Annotated in this window: 26 protein-coding genes; 13 read left to right on the forward strand and 13 right to left on the reverse strand. The window is 59.9% G+C overall.

Annotated features, from left to right (window positions below; all coding sequences use genetic code 11):
- Positions 1-10: 10 nt before the first annotated feature.
- The 4 genes from ACM6J5_RS20550 to ACM6J5_RS20565 all read right to left on the reverse strand — a co-directional run bounded on the left by ACM6J5_RS20550 (position 11) and on the right by ACM6J5_RS20565 (position 2,259).
- A complete protein-coding gene (locus tag ACM6J5_RS20550; RefSeq protein ID WP_414929232.1) occupies positions 11-388 on the reverse strand; it encodes a DUF2892 domain-containing protein in 378 nt (125 codons plus the stop codon).
- A gap of 79 nt (positions 389-467) precedes the next feature.
- On the reverse strand, positions 468-938 hold the full coding sequence (locus tag ACM6J5_RS20555; RefSeq protein ID WP_046043857.1) for an RNA methyltransferase: 471 nt from the start codon (positions 936-938) through the stop codon (positions 468-470).
- 212 nt (positions 939-1,150) lie between these two features.
- Positions 1,151-1,522, reverse strand: a complete 372-nt coding sequence (locus ACM6J5_RS20560) for a YajD family HNH nuclease (protein ID WP_007944009.1) — start codon at positions 1,520-1,522, stop codon at positions 1,151-1,153.
- Between the two features lie 50 nt (positions 1,523-1,572).
- On the reverse strand, positions 1,573-2,259 hold the full coding sequence (locus ACM6J5_RS20565) for a spermidine synthase (RefSeq protein WP_046043858.1): 687 nt from the start codon (positions 2,257-2,259) through the stop codon (positions 1,573-1,575).
- Positions 2,260-2,354: 95 nt separating this feature from the next.
- Here ACM6J5_RS20565 and ACM6J5_RS20570 point away from each other — a divergent pair, with 95 nt between their 5' ends.
- Positions 2,355-2,645, forward strand: coding sequence for a hypothetical protein (locus ACM6J5_RS20570; protein ID WP_008049201.1), 291 nt, complete (start codon positions 2,355-2,357; stop codon positions 2,643-2,645).
- On the opposite strand, the gene ACM6J5_RS20575 is transcribed toward ACM6J5_RS20570, so the two are convergent.
- Together ACM6J5_RS20575 and ACM6J5_RS20580 are read right to left on the reverse strand one after the other, a co-directional pair.
- Entirely contained in the window at positions 2,642-3,115 is a 474-nt protein-coding gene (locus tag ACM6J5_RS20575) for a cyclic nucleotide-binding domain-containing protein (RefSeq protein ID WP_414929233.1), read from the reverse strand. The two genes, ACM6J5_RS20570 and ACM6J5_RS20575, sit on opposite strands and share 4 nt — an antisense overlap.
- Before the next feature lie 205 nt (positions 3,116-3,320).
- A complete protein-coding gene (locus ACM6J5_RS20580) occupies positions 3,321-5,375 on the reverse strand; it encodes a S9 family peptidase (RefSeq protein WP_414929234.1) in 2,055 nt (684 codons plus the stop codon).
- A 211-nt stretch (positions 5,376-5,586) separates the two neighbouring features.
- Between ACM6J5_RS20580 and ACM6J5_RS20585 the strand changes: the two genes are divergently transcribed.
- The 3 genes from ACM6J5_RS20585 to ACM6J5_RS20595 are packed head-to-tail and all read left to right on the forward strand — an operon-like array spanning position 5,587 to position 7,449.
- A complete protein-coding gene (locus ACM6J5_RS20585) occupies positions 5,587-6,084 on the forward strand; it encodes an MFS transporter (RefSeq protein WP_095945364.1) in 498 nt (165 codons plus the stop codon).
- Between the two features lie 32 nt (positions 6,085-6,116).
- The gene (locus ACM6J5_RS20590; RefSeq protein WP_095945363.1) at positions 6,117-6,893 is read left to right on the forward strand and encodes a class II glutamine amidotransferase; all 777 of its coding nucleotides are present in this window, start codon (positions 6,117-6,119) and stop codon (positions 6,891-6,893) included.
- A gap of 13 nt (positions 6,894-6,906) precedes the next feature.
- The gene (locus ACM6J5_RS20595) at positions 6,907-7,449 is read left to right on the forward strand and encodes a DUF2937 family protein (RefSeq protein WP_095945362.1); all 543 of its coding nucleotides are present in this window, start codon (positions 6,907-6,909) and stop codon (positions 7,447-7,449) included.
- Between the two features lie 44 nt (positions 7,450-7,493).
- Here the strand turns inward: ACM6J5_RS20595 and ACM6J5_RS20600 are convergent, their stop codons facing one another.
- The 4 genes from ACM6J5_RS20600 to ACM6J5_RS20615 form a co-directional block, all read right to left on the reverse strand.
- The gene (locus ACM6J5_RS20600) at positions 7,494-9,605 is read right to left on the reverse strand and encodes a TonB-dependent receptor (RefSeq protein WP_414929235.1); all 2,112 of its coding nucleotides are present in this window, start codon (positions 9,603-9,605) and stop codon (positions 7,494-7,496) included.
- 15 nt (positions 9,606-9,620) lie between these two features.
- Positions 9,621-10,832 carry an MFS transporter gene (locus tag ACM6J5_RS20605; protein WP_414929236.1) on the reverse strand — a complete coding sequence of 404 codons (1,212 nt, stop codon included), beginning with the start codon at positions 10,830-10,832 and terminating at the stop codon, positions 9,621-9,623.
- On the reverse strand, positions 10,822-12,744 hold the full coding sequence (locus ACM6J5_RS20610) for an IucA/IucC family protein (RefSeq protein ID WP_414929237.1): 1,923 nt from the start codon (positions 12,742-12,744) through the stop codon (positions 10,822-10,824). The genes ACM6J5_RS20605 and ACM6J5_RS20610 overlap by 11 nt, the downstream gene beginning before the upstream one ends.
- 112 nt (positions 12,745-12,856) lie before the next feature.
- On the reverse strand, positions 12,857-13,786 hold the full coding sequence (locus ACM6J5_RS20615) for a LysR family transcriptional regulator (RefSeq protein WP_414929238.1): 930 nt from the start codon (positions 13,784-13,786) through the stop codon (positions 12,857-12,859).
- Positions 13,787-13,932: 146 nt separating this feature from the next.
- Between ACM6J5_RS20615 and ACM6J5_RS20620 the strand changes: the two genes are divergently transcribed.
- The 4 genes from ACM6J5_RS20620 (at position 13,933) to ACM6J5_RS20635 (ending at position 17,669) form a co-directional block, all read left to right on the forward strand.
- Complete coding sequence (locus tag ACM6J5_RS20620; RefSeq protein WP_095945357.1) at positions 13,933-15,219, forward strand: MFS transporter; 1,287 nt, start codon at positions 13,933-13,935, stop codon at positions 15,217-15,219.
- 73 nt (positions 15,220-15,292) lie between these two features.
- On the forward strand, positions 15,293-16,045 hold the full coding sequence (locus ACM6J5_RS20625) for a 5-oxoprolinase subunit PxpA (protein WP_414929239.1): 753 nt from the start codon (positions 15,293-15,295) through the stop codon (positions 16,043-16,045).
- Entirely contained in the window at positions 16,042-16,746 is a 705-nt protein-coding gene (locus ACM6J5_RS20630; protein ID WP_150673547.1) for a 5-oxoprolinase subunit B family protein, read from the forward strand. The genes ACM6J5_RS20625 and ACM6J5_RS20630 overlap by 4 nt, the downstream gene beginning before the upstream one ends.
- A complete protein-coding gene (locus ACM6J5_RS20635) occupies positions 16,743-17,669 on the forward strand; it encodes a biotin-dependent carboxyltransferase family protein (protein ID WP_414929240.1) in 927 nt (308 codons plus the stop codon). The genes ACM6J5_RS20630 and ACM6J5_RS20635 overlap by 4 nt, the downstream gene beginning before the upstream one ends.
- A gap of 102 nt (positions 17,670-17,771) precedes the next feature.
- On the opposite strand, the gene ACM6J5_RS20640 is transcribed toward ACM6J5_RS20635, so the two are convergent.
- Both ACM6J5_RS20640 and ACM6J5_RS20645 read right to left on the reverse strand, forming a co-directional pair.
- Positions 17,772-18,950 (reverse strand): vWA domain-containing protein, encoded by a 1,179-nt coding sequence (locus ACM6J5_RS20640; RefSeq protein ID WP_046043874.1) that lies wholly within the window; start codon positions 18,948-18,950, stop codon positions 17,772-17,774.
- Positions 18,951-18,962: 12 nt separating this feature from the next.
- Positions 18,963-19,808, reverse strand: a complete 846-nt coding sequence (locus ACM6J5_RS20645) for an AAA family ATPase (protein ID WP_007984829.1) — start codon at positions 19,806-19,808, stop codon at positions 18,963-18,965.
- A 205-nt stretch (positions 19,809-20,013) separates the two neighbouring features.
- On the opposite strand from ACM6J5_RS20645, the gene ACM6J5_RS20650 reads away from it, so the two are divergent.
- Together ACM6J5_RS20650 and ACM6J5_RS20655 are read left to right on the forward strand one after the other, a co-directional pair.
- On the forward strand, positions 20,014-20,244 hold the full coding sequence (locus tag ACM6J5_RS20650) for a DUF4160 domain-containing protein (protein ID WP_095945383.1): 231 nt from the start codon (positions 20,014-20,016) through the stop codon (positions 20,242-20,244).
- Complete coding sequence (locus ACM6J5_RS20655; protein ID WP_095945353.1) at positions 20,232-20,732, forward strand: DUF2442 domain-containing protein; 501 nt, start codon at positions 20,232-20,234, stop codon at positions 20,730-20,732. Before ACM6J5_RS20650 ends, ACM6J5_RS20655 begins: the two co-directional genes overlap by 13 nt.
- Here the strand turns inward: ACM6J5_RS20655 and ACM6J5_RS20660 are convergent.
- Entirely contained in the window at positions 20,729-21,805 is a 1,077-nt protein-coding gene (locus ACM6J5_RS20660) for a DUF748 domain-containing protein (protein ID WP_095945352.1), read from the reverse strand. The two genes, ACM6J5_RS20655 and ACM6J5_RS20660, sit on opposite strands and share 4 nt — an antisense overlap.
- A gap of 130 nt (positions 21,806-21,935) precedes the next feature.
- On the opposite strand from ACM6J5_RS20660, the gene cysK reads away from it, so the two are divergent.
- The 3 genes from cysK (at position 21,936) to ACM6J5_RS20675 (ending at position 25,582) form a co-directional block, all read left to right on the forward strand.
- Positions 21,936-22,910 carry a cysteine synthase A gene (gene cysK, locus ACM6J5_RS20665; protein ID WP_095945351.1) on the forward strand — a complete coding sequence of 325 codons (975 nt, stop codon included), beginning with the start codon at positions 21,936-21,938 and terminating at the stop codon, positions 22,908-22,910.
- Positions 22,911-23,174: 264 nt separating this feature from the next.
- Positions 23,175-24,113 (forward strand): aspartyl/asparaginyl beta-hydroxylase domain-containing protein, encoded by a 939-nt coding sequence (locus tag ACM6J5_RS20670; RefSeq protein WP_414929241.1) that lies wholly within the window; start codon positions 23,175-23,177, stop codon positions 24,111-24,113.
- A 485-nt stretch (positions 24,114-24,598) separates the two neighbouring features.
- Entirely contained in the window at positions 24,599-25,582 is a 984-nt protein-coding gene (locus ACM6J5_RS20675; RefSeq protein ID WP_172435384.1) for a glycosyltransferase family 2 protein, read from the forward strand.
- Positions 25,583-25,585 lie beyond the last annotated feature (3 nt).

Genomic DNA, 25,585 nt, shown 5'->3' on the forward strand with positions numbered 1-25,585 from the left:
AAATCCAGGATCAAGCCCCGGCCTTCGGCGACTTCAAGGAATCATTCCCGGTAACGGTCGCGGTTTTGGTCGCTGCATCGGCATTGGCCTTCAACTGGCTCAACTCTTCACCCGCCCGCTGGATTTTCGCCCGCACGTTGTTCATGTCCTGACGGCCTTTCTCCAGCAGGCTTTTCGCCGAGCTGTGGCCGGTAATACCACGGGCCAGGGCCACGCCGCCGATGGCCACCTGGATCAGGCCAAAGATCCCGCCACGACGCAGGCCCTTGCCCACCATCACCACGCCGCCGGCCAGGGAGCCGACGCGCTCCCAGCCCTGCACGTTCTGCTCGGAAGGGCTCTGGAATGGGGTGGATTCGATACGCTCGACGCGTTTGAGTTCGCTCATGGTCTGTCTCCAGGCTTCAGGGATCGATAGTCAAGCTGACTGCCAGGGCGGGCAGCTTGTTCAATCGGATGTGCGGCGATTAGCGGAATTTTGGCCCGGAACGGGTATTGAGCCCCTTGGACAGGCGGTCATAGAGCACGACGTTGACCGTGGCGGCCAGGTTCATGCAGCCGGTGGTCGGAATGTAGACCACGTCTTCGCACCAGTCGCGAATCTCTTTATCCAGCGATCCGTCTTCCGGGCCGAAGATGTAGAGCGCGCGATCGGGGTGGGTGTATTCCGGCAACGGGCGGGCGCCCTCGACCAGTTCCACGGCGACGGGCACACAATTGAGGGGCAGGATTTTCTTCAGGTCGTCGATGCCGATCAGCGGGATGTCGTAGTGCACGCGCTTGGTATCGGTGACGAAGTCGGCGGCGCGCTCATAGCGCTTGCCGGTGTAGAACACCGACGCCACGCCGTAACAGCCGGCGGCGCGCATCACCGAACCGACGTTCTCCGGTGACTTGGGGTTATACAAACCAATGCAGCTGTACCGTTTGTCTGCCACGAGCGGGGTGCCTTTCGGGAAAAAAGCGCGATTATACGGGGATTGGGCGGCAGCGGTCAGTTTGGAGATTGGCGGTGGCAGGGCTATTGCTATCGCGAGCAAGCTCGCTCCCACAGTTGACCGAGGTGTCCTGACGGGCGCAGAACAATGTGGGAGCGAGCTTGCTCCGGGCGGCGTTCCGACGATGAGGTCAGATCAAGCCCTGAAAATCTTCAGTCTTCTTTCTTCATCAACCCGGCGAGCGCCGCAAACGGGTTGTGCGTGGCCTTGGCGATTTTCGGCGTGCTCAGCGAGCCTTCGCCGAAATACTGCTGGTCGGTATAACGCGAGTGCTCGTTATCGTGGCAGTACAGGCACAACAGCTCCCAGTTCGAGCCGTCCTGCGGGTTGTTGTCGTGGTTGTGGTCGCGGTGGTGCACGGTCAGTTCGCTCAGACGCTTGCCGGAGAACTCACGGGCGCAGCGGCCACAGACGTGCGGGTACATCTTCAGGGCCTTGTCGCGGTAGCCCATTTCCTTGTCGCGCTGGTTGTCGGCGAGGATGCGATCCAGCTTTGAAGTGTTGGTCGGGGTGGACGAACTCATGGGTTCACCTTTGTAGAAAGACTAATGACGGTTATAGGGTGAAGTTTAGCCTAGCCCTTGAGCTTCTCGGCAATCCAGATGGTGTGGCGGGTGCCCTTGTTGCCGTGGGCGAAGACCTGCACTTCCTCGGCCTTGAAACCCGCCTTCTTCAGTTTGTCGGAAAATTGCCGGTCAGCACTGGCCGACCAGACGGCCAGCACGCCTTTTGGTCTCAGGGCCTTGGCGCAGGCGCTCAGGCCGCCGGCGGAGTACAGCCAGCTGTTGGCTTTCTGGGTCAGGCCTTCGGGACCGTTGTCGACGTCGAGCATGATCGCATCGAAACCCTGGGGCTCGGCCTGCAGGACTTTGGCCACGTCTTCCATGCGAATCACGGTCCGCGGGTCTTGAAGCGGGTTTCCGGCTTTCTCGCCGAGTGGCCCGCGATTCCATTCCACAACACCAGGCACCAATTCAGCGACCACCACTTCGGCGGTCTTGCCCAGGTGCTTGAGTGCCGAGGCGAGGGTGAACCCCATGCCCAGGCCGCCGATGAGCACCCGTGAATTCGGTCGACCGGCGACCTTGCGACACGGGATCTCGGCCAGGGCATCTTCGGAGCCGTGCATGCGCGTGTTCATCAATTGTCCGCCGTCGCCGCCCTGGATCTTGATGACAAAATCCTCGCCGTATTCGAACAGGCACAGGGCGCCGCCGTTTTCAGGGATGGGGGTGGTGTCCAGCAGAACGAAACGTTTCATGGGGCTCACTTGAAGAAAATTGGCAGAACTCGGGAGGGCAAACAGACGCAGTTGGGAGTAGCCTGTTTATGACGACAAGGCCAACGGAGCCATTGATGAAGCGCACCATTCTAACGGTCATTGCCCTGGCCGCGCTCTCGATAACTGCAGTGCAGGCTCAACAGCTGCAATCGATTCCCGTCAGCCCCGCGCCGATGCCCGGTTCACCCGGCACTGCGACGCCCACCCCGTACCCGCAGATCAGCCCGGCACCTTTGCCTAAAGTCGGCCCCGGCAGTAGCGGTCCGCCGTTGGTGCCAATTGAAATGCCGAGCCCCCCGACCAAGGACCAGCCCGTGCCGGGGATTGAGCCCAATCCGCCGAAAGTCAAGTCGCCGGGCGGCTAGACCTGCTGCGAAAGCAGTTGGCCGTCGGCCATGCGCAGGCGTTTGGAAAGGGACACGGCGAGGGCGCGGATGATCTTGGCGGCGATCTTCGGAGCGTCGTTGAGCATCTTTTCCAGCGAGTCCTTGCCCAGGTTGAGCAACTGGCAGTTGCTTGCAGCCAGGCAACTGGCTGAGCGCCGTTCGCCATCAAGCACGGCCATTTCGCCGAACGAGCGGCCGCTGCGCAACGTGGCGATGGTGACTCGCTGCCCGTCAGCGTTGGTTTTTTGCACTGCCACCTGACCGGTGTGGATGATGCACATGAAGCTGCCCGCATCGCCCTCCTGGAAGATCTCCTCGCCCTGGGCAATGGTGCTGATACTGAAGTACCCCGAAGCCGCGGCGAAGTCCGCTGGCAGCAGTTGATTGAACAGGCCGCAATCCATCAGCCAGTCGCGAATTTCGTTGTTCAGAAAGGTTGGTTCAGACATGTCGTCACGGTCTTTTTGTAGTGTCTGTTGTTCCGGGTATTGAATGGCCTTTGTAGGAGCGAGCCTGCTCGCGATGAGGCCGGCACATTCAATATTGATGTTGAATGCGCCACCGCTATCGCGAGCAGGCTCGCTCCTACAAGGGATACGGGTTGTATCGGCCGCCGGTGCGTGGAGTTAAGACCGGCACACCGCGCCAGGTTCCTCAGGCAATACCCAGAACCTTGAACAAAAATGCATATTCGAGTGCTACGTCACGCAATCCCTGATATCGACCGCTCATCCCGCCATGCCCGGCACCCAGTTCAGTCTTGAGCAGCAGGGGATTGCTGTCGGTCTTGGTCGCGCGCAATTTAGCCACCCACTTCGCCGCTTCCCAATACTGCACGCGGCTGTCGTTGTAGCCGGCGATCACCAGGGTCGCCGGATAAGCTTGCGCGGTGACGTTTTCGTACGGGGCGTAGGCCTTGATCCGATCATGGACGTCCGGTTCTTCAGGGTTGCCCCACTCGTCGTATTCCGTCACGGTCAATGGCAGGTCAGGGTCGAGCATGGTGTTGAGCACGTCGACGAACGGCACTTCGGCGATGGCGGCGCCAAACAGCTGCGGCCGTTGGTTGAGCACCGCGCCGATCAGCAAGCCGCCGGCGCTGCCGCCACTGATCGCCAACTGTGGTGCAGTGGTGAAACCTTGGGCGATCAGGTGTTCGGCGCAGGCGATAAAGTCGCTGAAGGTGTTGTGCTTGTGCTCCTGCTTGCCGGCGCGATACCAGGCTTCCCCCAGTTCGCCGCCGCCACGCACGTGGGCAATTGCAAACGCCATACCGCGATCCAGCAGGCTCAGGCGCGCATGGGAAAACCACGGGTCGAGGCTTTCGCCATAGGCACCATAGCCGTAGAGGTACAGCGGTACGGGTTTGCCCAAGTCTGCACGTTTGATTACCAGGCTGATGGGCACTTGCGTGCCGTCCGGCGCGGTGGCCCACAGGCGTTGGCTGACATAGGCGTCGGCATCGAAGGGGCCGAGCACCGGGGTTTGCTTAAGGACTTTCTGCTCGCCGGTCGCCAGTTCAAGCTGGCGGATTTGCGCCGGACGGTTCAACGCTTCGTAGCGCAGGCGAATCCGCTCGCTTTCGAACTCCAGGCTGTTTTGCACGTGCAGACTGTAGGCCGCATCCGGCAGTTGCACGCGATAAGGCGCCAGGCCTTGCGGGTGAACTTCAATGACCGGCAAGCCGCCAACCCGCAGGCTCAGGGTCATGGCCCCGGTGTTCAGGCTGATGCCGTCGATCATCACCGTGTCGCTGTGGGGGATCAGGTTCCGCCAGTCGGCTTCGGTGGGAGCGGCGCCGGTATCGACGGCGGTGTACAAGGCGAAATTGATACCGTCACGGTTGCTACGAATGAACCAGGTCCATTGACCGTCGAGCACACCGTGATCGACGTCGTACTCATGATCCTCGACACGTGGCGCGATGCAGATAAAGGCTTGCTGCGGCTGGTTGGCATCGAGGACCCAGGCTTCGCTGGTGGTCTTGCTGCCCACGGACAGCAGCAATTGCTGTTCGGAGCTTGAACGGTAGCAATGCATGAAGAAGCGCCCGTCCGGCTCATGGAACACTTCTTCGGCCGCCGTGCCGTCCAGGCGATAGCGGTATAGCTTGTGGGGGCGATGGGTGTCGTCCAGTTCGCCAAAGAACAACGTCAGGCTGTCGTTGGCCCAGGTCATGCTGCCGTCGCAGTCCTGGAATTCCAGTTCGCTGACACGTCCGTCGGACAATTCCTTCACGAACAGCGTGTAAATTTCATCGCCACTGGAATCGATGCTGTAGGCCAGGCGCTGATGGTCCGGGCTGATGCTGAACGCTCCGAGCGAAAAGAAGCCGCCGTCGGCCAGTTCGTTGGGGTCCAGCAGCAACTGTTCGCGGCTTTCGTCGAGGGTCAGGCTGTCATCGGCTGGACGCGGGCAGCGGTAGTGCCGAGCGTACTCATCGCCCGCCGTGGTGCGGGTGTAATACAGATAGGGTCCCCACGGCGAGGGCAGGGACAGATCGGTCTCGAGAATCCGCCCCTTGATCTCTTCGAACAGGGTTTCACGCAGCTCGGCCTGGTCGGCGGTTTGCGCTTCCTGATAGCTGTTTTCAGCCTTCAGGTAGTCAAGCACTGCCTTGGTGTCGCGTTCTTGCAGCCAGGCATACGGATCGGAGCCATCAGCCATGTGGGCAATCGGAGCGTCTTGAATGTTGGCGGATAGGGGCATGAAGGGCTCTCGAACAGTGTACAAAACAGGTTTGGAACCTGTGGGAGCGAGCCTGCTCGCGATGAGGCCAGTACATCCAATATTAATATTGACTGTCAGTCCGTCATCGCGAGCAAGCTCGCACACAGGGTTATGTGTTTTGACCGAAGGCATTGATGCAGCCTGACGGGCGAAAAGCCGTTATCATAAGCGCCTCTTTGCCTGCCTTGCCATGGACACCATGACCGAGAACGACTATCTGATCGCTTGGGGCCTCTACGCCTTCGCCGCTTTGGGCTGCCTGTTGGTGTGGATGCGCTTGACCCGCTGGATGTGGCGTTGGCTGCGCGAGCCGCTGCGGCTGGCGATGGCCGTGTTGCTGTTCAGCCCGACCATCATCGACCCGGTGAAGGACAAAGTCGCACCGGCTGTCGCCATTACCGCCCTCGACCTGCTGTTCAAGGTCGGCAACAACGCCTGGCGGGCGATTTCCGATCTGTTCATGTACGGCATGATCGCGTTCGGCCTCTATCTGGTGCTGGTGGCTATCCGCTTCCCTATCGAACGCGCCTCCAACGCCCGCAAGGAACAGGCTGCCGCCGCCAAAGCCGCCGTTCGCGCCGACGAGTCTGAGGGTGATCAACCGTTCGGCGGTGCTGGCGATGATCGTTATGGTCGTCCACCGGTGCCGAGCAGCCCTCAGCGGATGCGAGTCGAACCCCGTCTGTAACCGTGCCCCTGCGATTGAGCGAGAGTCCGAGCATGTGTGAGTTATTGGGCATGAGCGCCAATGTCCCGACCGATATCGTGTTCAGCTTCACCGGGCTGATGCAGCGCGGCGGGCGCACCGGCCCGCACCGCGATGGGTGGGGCATTGCCTTCTATGAAGGCCGTGGGCTGCGGCTGTTCCAGGACCCGGCGGCGAGTTGCGAGTCGGAAGTCGCGAACCTGGTGCAGCGTTATCCGATCAAGAGCGAAGTGGTGATCGGGCACATCCGTCAGGCCAACGTCGGCAAGGTCTGCCTGTCCAACACGCATCCATTCGTTCGTGAGCTGTGGGGGCGCAACTGGTGTTTCGCCCATAATGGCCAGTTGGCGGACTTTCAGCCAGCGGCCAGTTTCTATCGCCCGGTCGGCGATACCGACAGCGAAGCGGCGTTCTGCGATTTGCTCAACCGTGTGCGCGCGGCCTTCCCCGAACCGGTCGAGGTCGAAGCATTGCTGCCGGATCTGGTGGCCGCTTGCGCCGAGTACCGCAGCAAAGGCGTATTCAACTGCCTGCTCAGCGACGGCGACTGGCTGTTCTGCTATTGCTCGACCAAGCTGGCGCAAATCACCCGGCGCGCACCGTTTGGCCCGGCACGCTTGAAAGATGTCGACGTAATCGTCGACTTTCAGGCCGAAACCACGCCGAACGATGTGGTGACCGTCATCGCCACCGAACCCTTGACCGAAAACGAAACCTGGACCCGTTACGAACCGGGTCAATGGAGCCTGTGGCGACGCGGCGAATGCGTCAGCCAGGGCCAGACCTCATAAGGATTCAACCCCCATGTTGCTCAGTTATCTACGGCTGGTGTTGTTTGCGGCGGGCCTGTTGATCGGTGTCCAGGTGCCGGGGTTCATCAGCGATTACGCCAAGCGGGTCGAGGCGCATCTGATCGAGGCGCAGGCCAGTCTGAGTGGCTTCCAGAACACCGCCAATCAGTTCTTCAAGGGGGATATGCAGGCTCTGGTCGCGCATTACCGCGCCAGCGAAGACCCGATCTTTCGCAGCGATGCCGACAGCCTGGGCAACCTGCTGACCCGTCAGGTGGCGCTGGACAAGCAATTCCAGGCGATGCAGGGCCCGTGGTACATCCGCTTCCTGCAAGTGGTGCTGGCCGCCGATCCGGATATCCGCAAGGAAACCTGGAATGGCTACAGCTACCAGATCCTGTTGACGCCCGAAGCAATGGTCTGGGGCATGAGCGGCGCGTTGCTGCTGTCGTTCGGGATCGAGTGCCTGTTCCGGCTGATTGACTGGGTGGTGTTGGGCGGCAAGCGTCTGCGCCAGAGCCGACCGATCGAAGAGCGGGATTTGCGCGGCTTGTAACACCGTCGAACGTCAAGGAGCCGGCAAGCCGGCTCCTTGTTTGATTACCAATCTATCGAATAGGTCATGCTCAAGGTACGCCCTTCGGCGTTGGGGTATGGCGCTCTGGCGTTGGCCTGGGCGAACAGGTTGACGTATGTGCGGTCGGTCAGGTTGTACACCCCGCCTTCCAGGCGACCGACCGGCAAGTCCACGGAGCCGAGCAGGTCCACCAGCGTATAGCCTTCGATGTCGCGCCCGTTGTTGTCCTTGGCGGCGGCGTCGTAACTGGCCAGGTGCATGCCTTGCAGGCGCAGGGAGTAATCGTCTTCGGTGTAGCCGACGAACAGCGTGGTCTTGGCCGGTGAAATGCGTGTCGCCGGCAGATCGATCCATTTCCCGTTCTGCTGGGTTTCGCCTTTGGCCCAGGCATAGGTGCCACCTACCGACCATTGATCGGTCGCGCGATAGGTCAGGCTGTTTTCGATGCCGCGAACCCGTTCCTTCTGATTGATCAGGCGCAAGACACGGCTATTGGCATCGTAGAACTGGGTCACGTCCGAGGTGTTTTCATAGACGGTGACGTCGGCTTGCCACCGGTCCCAGTCACCGCGCCAGCCCAACTCGTAGCTGTCGACCTTGAGGGCCTGGGCGTTGAGGCTCTGGATGTCGAAGGTGCTGCTCACGTCACGCAAGAAGCGCTGGATGTCCGGCAGCGAAAACCCCTGGCTGTAATTGGCGAAGACGTCCTGATGTTCGCTCAGGTGATAGACCGCGCCCAGGTTATAGAGCGTGGCGTCGTATTTGAGGGTGTCGCCGGGCAGGATGGCGCGTACGCCGGTCTGGACGATCTGACCATAGGCGATGCTGTCGGAGACCTCGCTTTCGATCCATTCGCGGCGCACACCGCCACGCAAGGTCCAGTCACCGATGTCCCAGGACATCTGCCCGAACAGCGCCTTGGTGGTGGTTTCGATATCCGGGCCCATCTCGTATGTGGTGCCGGTCTTGGTGTAGGTCAGCCCTTTGAGGGTGTATTGGTCACCGCGCTGGCGGGAGCGTTCGTGATCGTAGTCGGCGCCCCAGACCAGGTTACCCGTGGCGTTGCCGATGGCCGGCAACGGCGTGTCGATGGCGGCACGCAGGCCGTACACATCCTGCACGCTGTTGTTGTCGGCGATCCCGGCCTTGCCCCGCGACAGGTCCGGGAAGAACAGCGCGTCGGCCCGGCGCCAGTAACTTTCCAGTTGCAGGCCCTGGCCGTAGAAGTCGTTGTCGGTGTAGTTGAGGTTGGCCGCCTGGTTATGGGTGTAGGGCTGGTCGTCGAGTTTCAGTCCTTTGACCGCCACGGCCTCTTGCGGGTTTTTCGGGTCTTTTGTGTAGCCAGTGTCCTGCTGGTCCTTGTAGTCCTGCAGCGACAGGCTGAGTTTCTTATCGGCATCCAGTTCGTAACCGAAACGACCTTGCAGGTCATAGGTGTCGGTGTCCATGTTGCTGCCCTGGGATGTGTCCTGAGGGATGCGATTGCCGTTGCCGTCGTACTGATCGTTGCGCTGGGTCAGGTCGGCGGACAGGTACCAGTCCAGGGCATCCTTGCGCCCGGTCACACTCTGAAAGGCCTCGTAGGCAAAACCCTTGCTGTTGAGGTTGTTGCCGGTGGTCAGGCCCAGTTTACTGCTGTAGGCAAGGTCCTGACCCTGGTTGCGCTTGGTGATGATGTTGATGATGCCGCCCGAAGCACCGGCGCCATAGATGCTGCTGGCACCGGAAACCACCTCGATGCGTTCGATACTGGCCGGTGCGATGCTGTTGAGCTGGCGGAAGTTGTCACGCGTGGCGTTCTGCGACACGCCGTCGATCAACACCAGCATGTTGCGCCCGCGCAGGGTCTGACCGAAGTTGCTCATCCCGCCGCTGGACGGCGCCAGGCCGGGAACCAGTTGCCCCAGGATGTCGGAGACCCGACGCCCGGCGCCACTCTGTTGGCGGATCTGCTGTTCGTCGATCACCTGTACCGAGCCTGGAATCGAGGCAATGGTCGCTTCGCTGCGCGTCGCGGAAACGACGGTGGCCTGCATGTTCAATGTGCCGGGTTGCTGCTCGGTGTCCTCGGCCCAGGCCTGGGCGCCGACGGAGCCGAGCAATGGAATCAACAGGGAAAGTTTGGTTCGGGTCATGAGTTAGTCTTTTTTTTAGTCGTGATAAGTGTGGGTGGATAAAATTGCGGGGGCAGGCGTGGAGGTGAATGAGCGCACCCAACGGATTCCGATGGCAGCCAGTGCGTAGGTCAGCGCCACCAGCCAGAAACTGTGGGCCAGGCCGACCAGCCCCATGCCGATCCCGCCGAGGACGGCACCGAGCAGGGCGCCAGCCTTGGCCGCGCTGTTGCCCAGGCCGAGGGCAAACCCCTGCTGGCTTGAAGACACGGTGTTGGCGATCAGCGCATAGGCGACGGGGAGCAGTGCGCCTTGCCAGATGCCCCAGACCAACCGGCTGACGAGAAAACCCAGCCATTCGCTGGCCAGTGCCGTGGCCGCGAGCGTCAGGGCGCAGAGCCAGGCAACGCCTTCGATGACACGCAAGGTGTAAGCCGGCTGCCAGCGGTCGAACAGACGTCCCCACAGCGGGGCGGAGATGGCCAGGGTCGCCGCACTCGCCGCGTAAGTAGCGCCGATCAGCCAACCCGGTGCGTGCAGAATATCGGCGACGTACAGCGCGTAGAAGGGTTGCGGCATCATCTTCGCGGCTTGAATCAACACGATCACCAACAGGATTCCACTGAGCCAGCTTTTTGGCAGGGCCACAGGCGCAACCGGTTTCTTCGTCGAGGCTCGCGCCTTGTCGGCCGGCAGGAAAAAACTCCCCAGTGCACACAGCAGGCAAATCGCCGACGCGCCATAACAGAGCAGGGCAAACCCCGAGATGTCCATCAGCCAGCCGCCCAGTACCGGGCCGATCAGCGAGCCGACGGCGGTTGCCGATTGCAGGCGGGCCAGGGTGTGACCGCGCCGGGAACTGTCGCAGCAGGCCAGGGCATAGGCTTGCGCGGCGGCGAGAAATCCGGCCAATGCGCCTTGCATCACGCGAATGCCCACCAGCAGCCACGGGTCGAGGGTAATCGCCGCCAGCCCCTGGCATAGTGCAAGTGCCAGCAACGCCCGAACGATCATCGGTTTGTGCCCGGTGCGATCACCCAACCGTCCCCATGCGGGCGTCAGCAGCATGGCCGCCAGCATCGGACCGGCATACACCAGCGCCGATAGCAGCGCCGTGTAGCCGGCACCCGCTGGCCCAAGCAGATGCTGGATCTGCAAGGGCCAGAACGGGCCGCTCATTTCCATGGCGCCCATGGAGACAAACTGGATGACGATCAGCAGTCGCAACGCACGACCATCAGCGAGCATGGGCATTGGTTCGCAGCGGATTACTCAGGCGTCCGACGATGTCGGCGTGGCTGTCGTGCAAGCGCATGCGCATGAACGATTTGGCCGGCCAGTCCTGTTCCAGCAGGGCGTGACGCTCGCTTTCCCAGCGTGCCGGTTCGACGTGTTCGCGCACGTTCTCGAAGCACTGTTCAACGTGCGTGGCCAGGCGACCCCAAAGGCTGTTTTCCGGCACATTCCAGTGGCGGGCGCAGAGCAACGTCAACTCGCCGAGGTGGCACATGAACGTGGTGTGCAGGAGCTTGTCGCGGACAAAACCGGCGTCGTCGTACAGGGTCATTTTCGGATCGTGCAGCTGGATATCCAGACCCTTGGCGTGCAGGGTTTTGCGATCGATGCGAATGTCGCCGAAGTCACGCAGCAGCAGCCGATTCAATTGCCCGTCAGCGCCCATCACCATGAAGCTGTTTTGCTGGTGCGCTTCGAAGGCTACGCCGTACTTCAGGTAGATGCCCAGCAGGCTCGGGACGGCAATCGACAGGTAATCATCGAAGAACGCCAGCATGGCTTCGCTGTCGTCACGACCCTGAGCCAGTTGCACCCAGTCGCGCAGCAACGGTTGTTCGAATTCGTTGACGGCGAACAGGCTGCCGACCGGCACGGCCAGCTCGCCTTCTTGCAGCAGGGTCAGAGGGTTGTCGCGGTACAACACGGCGGCATGCCGGGACCGTTCGTCATTGGCCGGTTGTGGCGCGTAATGAACGCCGATGCGTTCCGGCACGATGTTCAGCAGGCGCTGAATCCGCGGTTCATGATCGAGAATCTGCAGTATCAGTTGGCTGATGCGCGGTCCCATCCGGGCCGAGCGCGGTGACACGGTGCGCTGCACGCTGGTCAGGCGCAAGGCCACCGGCAGTTTGACCATCGGCGCAACGCGGCTGGCCTCTGGTACGACCGTGCGGAAGGACATGGTCGGGTGGCCGGTGAAGGCAACGATGTCGGTGACGATCAGCAGGTTGTCGGCGATCTCGCCGGCGAACGAACTGGACAGTTCTTCATTGACTTGCCATGGGTGCGACGGCAGCGGGAGGTAGTCCGTTACCTCCAGGCCCCGTTGCTGCAAATGGCGCTGCAAATGCTCGGCGGCCTGCGGGAAGTGGCCCTGCCACCAGTCCCAGTAATCGGCGGTGCCGGCCAGTGACTCGACGTGTGCGTACTGACGGTGCAGGGCGCACAGCACAATCGGAAAACTCGCTTCGAATTCCGGCGAGAACGCGATGACCTGCGCAGCGCTCAAGCCCAGTTTGGTCTTGTAGTTCGGGTGCCAAGGGTGGCCGAGCGTGCCCCACTGTTCGAGCAATGACGTCGGGTTCTGATGGTCGGGGCTGGCTTTGAGCCAGGCAAGCAGATTGTCGTTGTGCTCGGTGTCGATCTGCTCTCTCAGGCGCTCGGTCCATCCATGGTGGAACGCCAGGCACAGGGTGTCGTTGCTGTAGCTATCGTCCAGCTCGCAGGCCAAACGCTCCAGTACCTGTGGGGAGGCGGGCGGGTTGAGCTGAGTGCTGAGGTGAGCGAGCAGTTCGCTGGGCAACTGGATCTTGTGGGGCAGGCTGTCGGGGGTGTGCAGGACGATGCTGCCGCGAACGTCCCAGCTGTTCATTCTTCCGCCCGACAGGTGATCGAAGCAAAGCTGCGCACCGTCGCCAAGTGGCAGCCAGCAACGACTGTCATCGTCGTAATCGCAAGCGTCGGGGTTGATCAGACCTTCTCGAAACAGTGCCTGGATCAGGCGTTGGAAGCTGCGCTGCGCGGCGGGCTCCAGGGCATTGCTCAAGTGGTCGAGGGTGATGCGGTGGGACTGGAAGGCCGGAGTGCCGAGTGCTTCGCTCCAGTTTGAGAGCAATTGCTGCTGTTTTTGCGTGTAAGCGCGCATCGAGTCCGACTCCTTCTGGACAGTGATTTAGCTGAATGCGCGCAGAGAATACATTTTCAAAATATTAATGCAAATGATAGCAATTACTACTTGTGACGTTTAGAGCTCCTTTTCAGAGGCCGGCCAGGGGTTTGCTCAAAACCATGTAGTGCTCCCCCACCCTCTGCGCATAGTGCTCCACCACGTGCTGACACAGCGTCACGATCTCTTCGACCAGCTCTGCACCGACCCGCCATGACACCACCACTTGCAGGTTGGGCGGGCGTTGGTCGATGGCCAGCAAGGTCAATTCCCCCCGCTCCAGTTCCTCGGCCACCAGTACCGGCGGCAAAGCGCCGACGCCGAAACCGTCGCGCAACAAACGGGTGATGGCCGACACCGAATTCACGCAGTTCAGTCGCGGTGTCATGACACCATTGGCCTGCATCAGCGCCAGCACTTCCTGATGCGGATGGGAGTTTTTCGAATAAGTGATGATCCGCTCACGCGCCAGTTCGGCGACGTTCATGTAATGGCGGTTGTAGATCGAGTTACTGGCGACGATCCAGCCCATGGGGTGGCTGGCCAGCTCCAGGCTGCGCACGCTTTCCTGGCGCAATAGATCGGTTTGCAGGATTACATCGAGGAAGCCTTTTTGCAGCTGATCGCAGAGGTTGAGCGAGGTATCGGCCACCAGCTCGATTTCCACCAACGGGTAGTGATCAGTCATCTGCGCCACCAACGGGCTGAGCCAGGTGTGGATCACCGTGTCCATCACGCCGATGCGCACCCGTCCGGCCTTGCTCGAACGGGTCTCGATCGACTGCTTGAGTGCCTGCATGGTGTCCATCATCTGCTCGGCATAATCGAGCACTTTCAGGCCTTCCGGCGTCAGGCTCACACCGCGCGAATCCCGCAGAAACAGCTTTACCCCGAGCTCGCCTTCAAGCACTGCGATGCGGCTGGAGATCGAGGCCTGAGTGGTGAAGAGCTTGTCGGCGGTCAGGCGGAAACTCTTGAGCCGGGCGACCCAGACAAAGGTCTCGAGAAACTTCAGGTTCATGGGATAAAGATTTCTTATGTCTAAGGCGGGTTTTTATTAGTTGGACGCAGCAGGGGCGCGCATCCAAGAATCGACGCATCCGGTTCCCACGATAGGCGTCGTCGGGGCTCAGAACAATACCAATAAAATCAGCGCGGAGATTTGCCATGAGTGCGCCCGACACCCCCTTCATTGCGAAAGCCTCGTCCCGTCCGGGACCTTTCGACTGGTATCGCAATATCAATCAGCAGGAACGCCGCACCTTCTGGAGCTGCAAGATCGGTTATGGCCTGGACGGCATGGACACCCAGATGCTCAGCTTCGTGGTGCCGACCCTGATTGCCATGTGGGGCATCACCACCGGCCAGGCCGGGCTGATTCACACCAGCACGCTGATCGCTTCGGCCATCGGTGGCTGGGTGGCGGGGATTCTCTCCGACCGCATCGGTCGTGTGCGCACCTTGCAACTGACCGTGCTGTGGTTTGCCTTCTTCACCTTCCTCTGCGGCTTTGCCCAGAGCTACGAGCAACTGCTGATTGCACGGACCCTGATGGGCTTCGGTTTCGGCGGCGAGTGGACGGCCGGCGCGGTGCTGATCGGCGAAGTGATTCGTGCCCAGGACCGTGGCAAGGCGGTTGGCATGGTGCAATCCGGCTGGGCGCTGGGTTGGGGGCTGACGGCGATTCTGTATGCGCTGCTGTTCTCGGTATTGCCACCGGAAGACGCCTGGCGCGCGCTGTTCATCCTTGGCATCGTGCCGGCGATCTTCGTGATCTTCGTCCGCCGTCTGGTCAAGGACCCGGAAATCTATCGTGAAGCCAAGGCGAAACAGGAGCCGAGCAACCCGTCGAAGTTCTACGAGATCTTCGCCCCCGGCATGCTCTTCACCACGATTCGCGCTTCGTTGCTGACCACCGGCGCGCTGGGTGGCTACTACGCGATCACGTCCTGGTTGCCGACCTTCCTGAAGAACGAACGGGGTTTGAGCGTACTCAATACCAGCGGTTATCTGGCGATGGTGATCATCGGGTCCTACGTCGGTTATGTCATCAGCGCCTATTTGACCGACATCCTCGGACGTAAAAAGAACTTCATTCTGTTCGCCGTCGGCTCGTTCACCATTGTGTTGCTGTACACCCAACTTCCGGTCAGCAACGGCGTGATGCTATGGCTGGGCTTTCCGCTGGGCTTCTTTGCCTCGGGGATTTTCAGTGGCATGGGCGCATTCCTGACCGAGTTGTTCCCCACGCGCATTCGCGGTTCGGGCCAGGGTTTTTGCTACAACATCGGCCGGGCACTGGCGGCGTTGTTCCCGCTGCTGATCGGCCTGCTCAGCCAGACAGTACCGCTGAGTGTGGGCATCGGTGCCTTTGCGGCGGTTTCCTACGGCGTGGTGATCCTCGCGGCCCTGAGTTTGCCGGAAACCCGTGGCAAGCAACTCGATGCCCAGTAACTGATAACCTGCGGGGCTGTCTTATGGATATGTCCCGCAGCTGAAAAGAATAAAGCCTACAGGAGTGTTCAGCGTGAGCCGCCTGCTATTGAACTGCGACATCGGCGAGAGTTTCGGCAGCTGGACCATGGGTCTGGACGCGGAAATCATGCCCTTCATCGATTGCGCCAACATCGCCTGCGGTTTCCACGCCGGCGACCCGAGCATCATGCGCAAGACCGTCAGCCTGGCCCTCGGCCACGGTGTGCAAGTTGGCGCGCATCCGGCCTATCAGGACCTGGTGGGGTTCGGCCGTCGCTCCATGGCCTATGCCACCCAGGAGCTTCAAGACATCCTGCATTACCAGATCGGCGCCCTCGACGGCATCTGCCGAGCCCAGGGTGGACGGGTCAGCTACGTCAAACCCCATGGCGCGATGTACAACGACATGATGGCCAACCCGGCGCAGCTGCGTGCGGTGCTGCAAGCGGTAGCGTCCTATGACCGCAACCTGCCGTTGATGTTGATGGCCACCCGCGACAACAGCGTCGCCCAACAACTGGGCGATGAATACGGCGTGACCCTGTGGTTCGAAGCCTTCGCCGACCGCGCCTACGACAGCGCCGGCAGACTGGTGTCGCGACAACTGCCGGGGGCGGTTCATCACGATCCGGAAAAGATCATCGAGCAGGCGCTGACCATCGCCCGTGGCGATCCGCTCACCGCCAGCGACGGCAGCGCCCTGCATTTGCAGGCCAACACCTTGTGCGTGCACGGCGACAACGCCAGCTCGGTCGCTGCCGTGCAACGCATCCGTGAAGCCTTGAACCGGCAGAGCGCGTCATGAAGCCGCGGGTAGAAGTGGTGGCGCTGGATTGCCTGATGGTGCGCCTGTTCGATGAAATCGCCGAAACCAACGTGCCGTGGATGCTCGCCGCGAGCGAAAGCCTGCGCGCGGCGTTCGCTGAACGTTTGATCGATCTGGTGCCGTCCTACACAACGTTGATGGTGCATTACGACCTGACCGCGTTGAGTCCGAACCAGGCCCGGGAACTGATCGCCGAAGCCTTGGTCGACCTGACGCCCAACGCGCGCACTCGTGGCACCTGCCATGTGTTGCCGGTGTGGTACGACTTGAGCGTCGGCCCGGAATTGAGCCTGTTGTCGCAGCGCAGCGGGCTGCCGGTAGAGGAGGTGATCCGTCGCCACAGCGCGCATGAATATCAAGTGTTCGCGCTGGGTTTTGCCCCGGGCTTCGCCTTCATGGGGCTGGTGGAAGAGGTGCTCGCCGCGCCGCGCCTGAGCACGCCACGCAAGAAAGTCGCCGCCGGCAGTGTCGGCATCGCCGAACGGCAGACGGCGGCCTATCCGGTGGTGTCGCCGGGCGGCTGGAATTTGATCGGCCGCACGCCGGCCAAATTGTTCGATCGCAACCGTGACGGCTACAGCCTGATGCAACCCGGTGACACGGTACGGTTCGAAGCGGTCGGCCATGCCGAATTCATTAACCTGGGCGGTGACGACACGCCACTGGAGGCCCTGGCATGAGCCGTTTGACGATTGAAGTGAGTACGGCGCTGTGCCTGTTGCAGGATGCCGGTCGATTCGGCGTGCGGCATCTGGGCGTGACCCAGGGTGGAGCGGCCGATTGGCGTTCGATGGCCTGGGGTAACTGGCTGTTGGGCAACGGACTGGATGCGCCGGTAGTCGAAATCACCCTCGGCGGGTTCACTGTCGTTGCCGAGGAAGACTGCGTGCTGGCCCTGGCTGGAGCGGATCTGGGCGCGCAGGTGGACGGCGAAATGCTGGCCCCGTGGCGCAGTTTCAGGTTACACAAAGGCCAGCGTTTGCAATTCACCCGCCCGTTGCTCGGCGCCCGGGCCTATCTGGCGGCGCCGGGCGGGTTTGATGCACCGAAAGTGCTGGGCAGCAGCGCGACGGTAGTCCGTGAAGAGCTCGGCGGCCTGGACGGAATGGGCCATGCGCTGAGCAAAGGCGCGACCTTGAACTACTCGGGGAATTCGCTGCTATTACTGCGGGAGTTGCCGAGCCGATGGGTGCCGGATTTCACTCGCGAGCCATTGCTGGATCTGGTGCTTGGTGCGCAGATCGGCGAGTTCAGCGGGCAGAGCCTGTTCGATGCGTTCAACAGCGTGTGGAGCCTCGACAGTCGTGCCGACCGGATGGGCATTCGCCTGTTGGGTACGGCGCTGCAGTACCAGGGCAAACCGATGATTTCCGAAGGCATTCCGTTGGGGGCGGTCCAGGTGCCGCCCGACGGGCAGCCGATTGTGCTGCTCAATGATCGGCAGACCATTGGTGGATATCCGCGATTGGGAGCGTTGACGCCATTGGCGCTGGCGCGGCTGGCGCAGTGTTTGCCGGGTGCGCGGGTGCGGTTGCGGCCGGTGGTGCAGGAAGTGGCGCACCGCGAGCAAATCGAGTATTTGCGCCGCTTCAACAACAGCTAAAAGCATCGCGAGCAGGCTCGCTCCCACAGGGATCTTATGCACGACAAAGATCCAATGTGGGAGCGAGCCTGCTCGCGATGGCGTCAGACCAGACAACAAAGATTACTTGGAAAGAAACCGCATCCCTTCTTCCAACCCGCGAAGAGTCAGCGGATACATCTGGTCCTCAATCAAATCCCGCACGATGTTGGTCGACGAGGTATAGCCCCAGGTGTCCTTCGGATACGGGTTGATCCAGATGAGCTTCTTGTACTTCTCCTTGAACCGCTGCATCCACACGTAACCGGCTTCTTCGTTCCAGTGCTCGACGCTGCCACCCGCCTGGGTGATTTCGTAGGGCGCCATGGCGGCGTCGCCGATGAAGATCACCTTGTAGTCGGCGCCGTACTTGTGCAGCAGGTCCATGGTCGACGTGCGCTCGGAGGTGCGACGCATGTTGTTCTTCCACACCGATTCATAAATGAAGTTGTGGAAGTAGAAGTACTCCAGATGCTTGAACTCGGTCTTGCAGGCCGAGAACAATTCCTCGCAAATCTTCACGTGGGCGTCCATCGAGCCGCCGATGTCGAACAGCAACAACAGCTTGACGGTGTTGCGCCGCTCCGGCCGCATCTGGATGTTCAGCAGGCCGGCATCCTTGGCGGTGTGGTCGATGGTGCCATCGATGTCCAGCTCTTCCGCCGCGCCCTGACGGGCAAACTTGCGCAAGCGCCGCAGGGCGACCTTGATGTTGCGCGTACCCAGCTCGACGGAATCGTCGAGGTTCTTGTATTCGCGCTGGTCCCAGACCTTGGCCGCCTTGCCCTGGCGCTTGCCGGCATCGCCAACCCGAATGCCTTCCGGGTTGAAACCGCCGGAGCCGAACGGGCTGGTGCCCCCGGTGCCGATCCACTTGTTGCCACCGGCATGGCGTTCCTTCTGTTCTTCGAGGCGTTTCTTGAACTCTTCGATCAGCTTGTCCAGGCCACCGAGGGACTGGATCGCCGCCCGTTCTTCATCGGTCAGCGAGCGCTCGAACTCCTTGCGCAGCCAGTCTTCGGGGATCAGCGCCTGCAGGTGATCGTCGAGCTTTTCCAGACCGTTGAAGTAAGCACCGAACGCTCGGTCGAACTTGTCGAAATGCTTTTCGTCCTTCACCAGGATCGTCCGGGACAGGTAATAGAACTCGTCCATGTCGGCGAACGTCACGCGCTGTTTCAGCGCGTTGATCAGGTCCAGCAGTTCACGCACCGAGACCGGTACCTTGGCTGCGCGCATTTCATTGAACAGGTTGAGCAGCATGGCATCAGCCTCTTAGCGGGTGCCGCGACGGCTCATGAACGCCAGTCGCTCCAGCAGTTGCACGTCCTGTTCGTTTTTCACCAGCGCACCGGCCAGAGGCGGGATGGCCTTGGTCGGATCGCGCTCGCGCAGCACCGCTTCGCCGATATTGTCGGCCATCAGCAGCTTCAGCCAGTCCACCAGCTCGGAGGTCGAAGGCTTCTTCTTCAGGCCCGGCACCTTGCGCACGTCGAAGAACACGTCCAGCGCTTCGCTGACCAGATCTTTCTTGATGTCCGGGTAGTGCACGTCGACGATCCGCTGCATTGTCACGCGGTCGGGGAAGGCGATGTAGTGGAAGAAGCAGCGGCGCAGGAAGGCGTCCGGCAGCTCCTTTTCGTTGTTGGAGGTAATAATGATGATCGGGCGCTTCTTGGCCTTGATGGTCTCGTCGATCTCGTAAACGTAGAACTCCATCTTGTCGAGTTCTTGCAGCAGGTCGTTGGGGAATTCGATGTCGGCCTTGTCGATCTCGTCGATCAGCAGGATGACCCGCTCTTCGGATTCGAAGGCTTCCCAGAGCTTGCCCTTTTTCAGGTAGTTGCGAACGTCGTGGACCTTTTCCGTGCCAAGCTGCGAATCGCGCAGGCGGCTGACCGCGTCGTACTCGTACAGGCCCTGGTGGGCCTTGGTGGTGGATTTGATGTGCCAGGTGATCAGCTTGGCGCCAAAGGATTCGGCCAGTTGCTCGGCGAGCATGGTCTTGCCGGTGCCCGGTTCGCCCTTGACCAGCAACGGCCGCTCCAGGGTGATGGCGGCGTTGACCGCCAGCTTCAGGTCATCGGTGGCGACGTAGGCCTGGGTGCCTTCGAACTTCATCTGCTAATCCTCGAACGGTAACGCCGACCTGAAGGAGGCAGGGCGGGGGCGCAATAAAATGGTCAGCCCCGACTATAACGCGGTGCCCGGTCGACTGTGAACGCAGACGGCTTATTCAGTCTCTGAATGGGGCGTCACATCTTGACTCAGTCTCGGTTGCTGGCCAGTATAGAGATATCGCCATTTTGGCGATAGCATGCCGGGCATGTCTACAAAACACCGATTTCGAGATACATACCGCATTCAGTTGCGCGAAAAAAATCATCCACCGCCACATGTTCATCTGACGGGTGGCGGACTGGACGTCATGTTGAGCCTGGAAACTGTCGAAGTGATGATGGGCAAGGCACCGCCGCTGATTCTCAGGGAAGCTCTGGAGTGGGTCAGAGCTCACCAGACTCAATTGCTGGAGGATTGGAAACGATGCTACCCATGAAACGACCACGGCTATCGGCAGTGCAAGCGTTGTCGGATCATCGTTTGGCGCTGACATTTATCGATGGCCAGCAACTGATACTCGATTTGAGCCGCGACCTGCAGGCCTATCCAGGCCTGCAACCTTTGCAGGGAGTCGCTTTTGAGTATGCAACGTTGGGTGACGATGGCTGGAGTGTCGAATGGCCTGAACTCGATATCCAGATTGGTGCAGACACTCTCTACCTGGATGCCTTGGCGCAAAATGCAGCCGACGAGAACACCCGAATCTTTATCGATTGGCGTGCTCGCACCGGGTTACCGCTTAATCAGGCGGCTGAAGCGCTGGGGGTCAGTACCCGCAGTATCACCCGATACAGCAGTGGTCGCGAAGCGGTGCCGCGATCGTTAGCCCTGGCCTGTCTGGGTTGGGATTTCCTGCAACAGCAATCGAATTCGCCCCGTGCGGCAGAAGACACTGGCCGGTATATCGTCACGCGCAAAAATTAGCCTGCATCCGGCTGGGGCTGTTCATACCGCGCATTGAACGCCTGGATGAATCCATTGCGTAAAATCTGCAAAAAAGCCTGGAATGCGCTGACATCTTGCTGATGTACATTGCCCTTGAGTTCGACCCGTGTCGCAAACTGGTTTTTGCCCTGGTTTTTCAAGAGGGTCTCGGTACCGCCGACGAGAGCTTCCCAAATCGAGCGGAACAGTCCTTTGTCCTTGTTTTCCACATCCTGCTGCCAGTTGAACACATCAACATCGCGTAGCAGTGGCTTGATGTAGCCGGTCAGTCGCCCCTTGCTGGCCGAGGCTTCGATCACCACGTCGCCATGGCCTGCATTGAAGTCGAACTTGCCGTAGGCCGCGGCGAAGTCGTTCAAGCGCTTGAGCTCGATATCCGTGGTGCGCAAGCGAAACTCGAAGTCTTCGAAGTCGCTCAATGGATCGAAAGTGGCCGTGGTTTCCAGTGGCGCGTGCCCCAGCAGCAGCGCTTTGCCTTCGAAGCGCGCATCACGCTTGCCTTTGGTGTCGACTATGTTGGTCAGGTTGTGGATGTTGGCATCCACTTTTGTGGCATTCATGTTCACGGGTGGTTTGGAATTGAAGTTGCGAAAACTGATCTTGCCGTCGCTGATCCGCACTTCGTTCAGGGTAATGGGCAGCAACTTGCCTAATTGAGCACGCCAGTCGGTGCCTTCGCCGGTCTGGGAATTTTGCTTGTTGGCCCCGCCGTCGACGAAATTGACCTCGGGATTGATGAACTGCACCTTGGCCACCACCGCATGGTCGTACCAGAGCGAACGCCAACTGACCGAGAGGTCGACCAGCGGCGCGTTGACGAAAGGCACTGGCACCTTGCCGTCGATCTTGACGATTTTCAGTCCGTTGATTTTGTAGGCGCCGCGCCAAAGGGCCAGGTCCACGTCGGTGATCTGGCCGCGGTAGTCACCCATGTTCGCCAGCCGCTCATTGAGGTAGTCGCGCACCAGATAGGGCAAGGCGATGTGGAGCGTTATCAGCAACATAACGAGGCCGATGAGGGTCCCCAGGGGCCAGCTGTATCGACGTTTCATGGCGGCAAATCTCTGGCGATCTAAAGCCATTGACTGCACTGATAAGCGGACGTTCGACCTGACTGGACGCCTGCGGGCAAGAGGGCTTACCTTGATGCCCTATTTCAATGCTGTCGTTAAGGACCCAGCCATGAGCCGCATTTTCGTTGACAACGCCCACTCCATCGGCAACACGCCGCTGGTGCAGATCAATCGCATTGCGCCGCGTGGTGTGACCATCCTGGCCAAGATCGAAGGGCGCAACCCGGGTTACTCGGTCAAGTGCCGGATCGGCGCGAACATGATCTGGGATGCCGAGGGCAGTGGCAAACTCAAACCGGGCATGACCATCGTCGAACCCACCTCCGGCAATACCGGCATCGGCCTGGCCTTTGTGGCCGCCGCCCGTGGCTACAAACTGATGCTGACCATGCCGGCGTCCATGAGTATCGAGCGCCGCAAGGTGCTCAAGGCTCTGGGGGCCGAACTGGTGTTGACCGAGCCGGCCAAAGGCATGAAGGGCGCCATCGAGAAAGCCGGTGAAATCGTTGCCGGCGACCCGTCGAAGTACTTCATGCCGGCGCAATTCGACAACCCGGCCAACCCGGCCATCCACGAAAAAACCACCGGCCCGGAAATCTGGAACGATACCGACGGCGCGGTCGACGTACTGGTGGCAGGCGTCGGAACCGGTGGAACCATCACCGGCGTTTCGCGGTATATCAAGAATACCCAGGGCAAACCGATACTCTCGGTGGCGGTGGAACCGGTGGTGTCGCCGGTGATCACCCAGGCCCTGGCCGGTGAGGAAATCAAGCCAAGCCCGCACAAGATCCAGGGTATCGGTGCCGGTTTTGTGCCGAAGAACCTCGATTTGTCGATCGTCGACCGGGTGGAACTGGTCAGTGACGAAGAGTCCAAGGCCATGGCCTTGCGCTTGATGCAGGAAGAAGGAATCTTGTGCGGGATTTCCTGTGGCGCCGCCATGGCGGTAGCCGTAAGACTGGCCGAGACCCCGGAAATGCAGGGCAAGACCATCGTCGTGATTCTGCCGGACTCCGGTGAACGTTACCTGTCGAGCATGCTGTTCAGTGATCTGTTTACCGAGCAGGAGAATCAGCAGTAAGCGCTGAACATTGGCGGGTCGTGGCTGGTGGTGACGGTTGAGGCGTTGTCGCTGGTTGCGATCCATTGATCTGGTCCGGCTGATGATGGATTTTCATCAGTCAGCGTTCAGGCACCTTATGTTAATGAGTGCTTTGTTGCACATTCATTAACAAAGAATGTTGAAAAGTGCAGGTTTTCACCGGGGCAGTAGTCTTTATCGTGCTGGCAGCCACGTCGGGCAATGGACGTGGTGCGGTGTCGTTTATCTTCAAAGGAGTTGTTGATGACCTTATCGGTTGCCGCGAAGGCCTCGTTGTTGTTGGTGTTTCTCGGTAGCACTCTCTATGTGCATTTGCGCGGCAAGGCGCGTCTGCCGGTTTTGCGCCAGTTCGTTAACCATTCGGCACTGTTCGCCCCCTATAACGCTTTGATGTACCTGTTTTCCGGTGTGCCTTCGAAACCGTATCTGGATCGCAGCAAGTTCCCGGAACTGGATGTGCTCAAGGACAACTGGGAGGTGATTCGCGACGAAGCGATGCACTTGTTCGACGAGGGGTATATCCGCGCGGCGGCAAAGAACAACGACGCCGGTTTTGGCTCGTTCTTCAAGAAGGGCTGGAAGCGTTTCTATCTCAAGTGGTATGACAAACCGCTGCCTTCCGCCGAAGCCTTGTGCCCGAAGACCGTGGAACTGGTCAACGGCATTCCCAGCGTCAAAGGCGCCATGTTCGCGCTGCTGCCGGGCGGCAGCCACCTCAACCCGCATCGTGATCCGTTTGGCGGTTCCCTGCGTTATCACTTGGGCCTCTCCACCCCCAATTCCGATAATTGCCGCATCTTTGTCGACGGTCAGGTTTACGCCTGGCGCGATGGTGAAGACGTGATGTTCGACGAGACCTACGTGCACTGGGTCAAGAATGAAACGCCAAAGACCCGTGTCATCCTGTTCTGCGATATCGAACGTCCGCTGAGCAATCGCTTCATGACCCGCATCAATCGCAGTGTCAGCGCCTGGCTGGGCCGCGCCACTGCCCCTCAGAACCTGGACGACGAACGTGTGGGCGGCATCAACCAGGTCTACGCCTGGAGCAAGAACTCCAGCGATAAATTCAGTGGCGTGGTCAAGCAGTGGAAACGTCTTCACCCCAAGGCATATCGCGCTTTGCGGCCGGTTTTGGCCGCAGCGGTATCTGGATTGCTTGTCTATTGGTTGTTTGTCTGAGCTGTCCCGCCGGATAGGAAAAAAGACCGCCGAACGGCGATCTTTCTTTCGGTAATGTGGGAACTTTGTTACAGCTTTGTAGTACGATTCGTCCCCGTAAACGCCCTGAGACCACAGTGGTAGTCCTGTGTCGGATTTATGTCGTCTCAGGCTTCACTGGTGTTGTTGGCCTCCATTTTGCTTTAAAATTTGAGTTCGTTTTACATGGAGTTTGTACGCAAGATGTTCGAACCCTCACCTAATTCAGGCTGAAAGCCAAGAAGGATGTGCTCAAGAACGCAGTCCCAGCCCAGTGGAGATACCGCTGATGGCCGGGTGGCAGTGTTGCTTGGGATGTTGTGTGGGAATTCGGATGTGCAGTTCTGACTCCGCTTGCGCTGTCTGAATAATCAAGCTCTGAAAACGATTCGAATCCTTATCGTGTTGATTTTAATAAAGAAGTACTAATTGACATTACACCTGTCATGTACACGGAAGGAGATTTTGTGGGTATCTTGGGATCCAGCTTTCTTCATTCTTGCGCCGGTACCACGTTGAGTGATTGCCGAACTGAAAAAGTCGCAATACTGATGTGTTCCTACAATGGAGAATCGTTTTTAGCCCAGCAGCTTGAGTCATTTCAGCAGCAGTCTCATTGTGACTGGACTGTCTATGTCTCGGACGATGGCTCCCAGGACCGGACGCTGGACATCCTTCAAGCCACGACGGACCAGTGGGGGGCGGGGCGTCTCCAGGTTATCGAGGGGCCTGGTCGAGGCTTCGTCGCAAACTTCCTTTCGCTCACTTGTCGGACAGACATTCACGCAGACTTCTATGCGTGGGCTGATCAGGACGATATCTGGAAGCAAGAAAAACTCGAGAAGGCAATAGCCTGGCTGAAGTCAGCCCCGGAAGGTGTGCCGGCCCTTTACTGTGGGCGTACCGAACTGATTTGCGAATCAGGTTTTTCTTTTGGCTACTCTCCCAAATTTGCTCTTGCGCCGCACTTTTCCAATGCGCTCGTGCAAAATATCGGGGGCGGCAACACAATGGTTTTTAACCAGGCCGCACGCGCGTTGCTGCAAGAGGCAGGCGACAATCTGAATGTACCTTCGCATGACTGGTGGGCGTATCAGTTGATTTCCGGTGCGGGTGGCGCTGTCCACTATGACCCTGTACCAACGGTGCTATACCGTCAGCACAATGAAAACGTGGTAGGGACCAACTCCAGTTGGCTGGCACGCCTCAAGCGCTTGCGCATGGCGTTCAGGGGTCTTTTTTACGAATGGAATACTCAAAATATTCATGCTTTGGAATCTATGCGTCATCGATTGAGCCAAGAGCATCGGGTGAAGCTTGATCAATTCAAGGCAGCGCGTAGCAAACCACTTTTACCAAGGATTCTGGGTTTCAAGCGTGCCGGTCTGTACCGGCAGACGGTCGCTGGAAACCTGGGGCTGATCCTCGCAACTTTACTGAAAAAGATCTAAATC

Origin of the sequence: Pseudomonas sp. IT-P74 (assembly GCF_949768175.1) — a bacterium.
Classification (GTDB): domain Bacteria; phylum Pseudomonadota; class Gammaproteobacteria; order Pseudomonadales; family Pseudomonadaceae; genus Aquipseudomonas.

What these genes read in the sequence shown, in the direction of transcription:
- ACM6J5_RS20550 (WP_414929232.1), bottom strand. Translation starts at nt 388, where the DNA reads ATGAGCGAACTCAAACGCGTCGAGCGTATCGAATCCACCCCATTCCAG.
- ACM6J5_RS20560 (WP_007944009.1), bottom strand. Translation starts at nt 1,522, where the DNA reads ATGAGTTCGTCCACCCCGACCAACACTTCAAAGCTGGATCGCATCCTC.
- ACM6J5_RS20565 (WP_046043858.1), bottom strand. Translation starts at nt 2,259, where the DNA reads ATGAAACGTTTCGTTCTGCTGGACACCACCCCCATCCCTGAAAACGGC.
- ACM6J5_RS20570 (WP_008049201.1), top strand. Translation starts at nt 2,355, where the DNA reads ATGAAGCGCACCATTCTAACGGTCATTGCCCTGGCCGCGCTCTCGATA.
- ACM6J5_RS20575 (WP_414929233.1), bottom strand. Translation starts at nt 3,115, where the DNA reads ATGTCTGAACCAACCTTTCTGAACAACGAAATTCGCGACTGGCTGATG.
- ACM6J5_RS20580 (WP_414929234.1), bottom strand. Translation starts at nt 5,375, where the DNA reads ATGCCCCTATCCGCCAACATTCAAGACGCTCCGATTGCCCACATGGCT.
- ACM6J5_RS20585 (WP_095945364.1), top strand. Translation starts at nt 5,587, where the DNA reads ATGGACACCATGACCGAGAACGACTATCTGATCGCTTGGGGCCTCTAC.
- ACM6J5_RS20590 (WP_095945363.1), top strand. Translation starts at nt 6,117, where the DNA reads ATGTGTGAGTTATTGGGCATGAGCGCCAATGTCCCGACCGATATCGTG.
- ACM6J5_RS20595 (WP_095945362.1), top strand. Translation starts at nt 6,907, where the DNA reads ATGTTGCTCAGTTATCTACGGCTGGTGTTGTTTGCGGCGGGCCTGTTG.
- ACM6J5_RS20600 (WP_414929235.1), bottom strand. Translation starts at nt 9,605, where the DNA reads ATGACCCGAACCAAACTTTCCCTGTTGATTCCATTGCTCGGCTCCGTC.
- ACM6J5_RS20605 (WP_414929236.1), bottom strand. Translation starts at nt 10,832, where the DNA reads ATGCTCGCTGATGGTCGTGCGTTGCGACTGCTGATCGTCATCCAGTTT.
- ACM6J5_RS20610 (WP_414929237.1), bottom strand. Translation starts at nt 12,744, where the DNA reads ATGCGCGCTTACACGCAAAAACAGCAGCAATTGCTCTCAAACTGGAGC.
- ACM6J5_RS20615 (WP_414929238.1), bottom strand. Translation starts at nt 13,786, where the DNA reads ATGAACCTGAAGTTTCTCGAGACCTTTGTCTGGGTCGCCCGGCTCAAG.
- ACM6J5_RS20620 (WP_095945357.1), top strand. Translation starts at nt 13,933, where the DNA reads ATGAGTGCGCCCGACACCCCCTTCATTGCGAAAGCCTCGTCCCGTCCG.
- ACM6J5_RS20630 (WP_150673547.1), top strand. Translation starts at nt 16,042, where the DNA reads ATGAAGCCGCGGGTAGAAGTGGTGGCGCTGGATTGCCTGATGGTGCGC.
- ACM6J5_RS20635 (WP_414929240.1), top strand. Translation starts at nt 16,743, where the DNA reads ATGAGCCGTTTGACGATTGAAGTGAGTACGGCGCTGTGCCTGTTGCAG.
- ACM6J5_RS20640 (WP_046043874.1), bottom strand. Translation starts at nt 18,950, where the DNA reads ATGCTGCTCAACCTGTTCAATGAAATGCGCGCAGCCAAGGTACCGGTC.
- ACM6J5_RS20645 (WP_007984829.1), bottom strand. Translation starts at nt 19,808, where the DNA reads ATGAAGTTCGAAGGCACCCAGGCCTACGTCGCCACCGATGACCTGAAG.
- ACM6J5_RS20650 (WP_095945383.1), top strand. Translation starts at nt 20,014, where the DNA reads ATGTCTACAAAACACCGATTTCGAGATACATACCGCATTCAGTTGCGC.
- ACM6J5_RS20655 (WP_095945353.1), top strand. Translation starts at nt 20,232, where the DNA reads ATGCTACCCATGAAACGACCACGGCTATCGGCAGTGCAAGCGTTGTCG.
- ACM6J5_RS20660 (WP_095945352.1), bottom strand. Translation starts at nt 21,805, where the DNA reads ATGAAACGTCGATACAGCTGGCCCCTGGGGACCCTCATCGGCCTCGTT.
- cysK (WP_095945351.1), top strand. Translation starts at nt 21,936, where the DNA reads ATGAGCCGCATTTTCGTTGACAACGCCCACTCCATCGGCAACACGCCG.
- ACM6J5_RS20670 (WP_414929241.1), top strand. Translation starts at nt 23,175, where the DNA reads ATGACCTTATCGGTTGCCGCGAAGGCCTCGTTGTTGTTGGTGTTTCTC.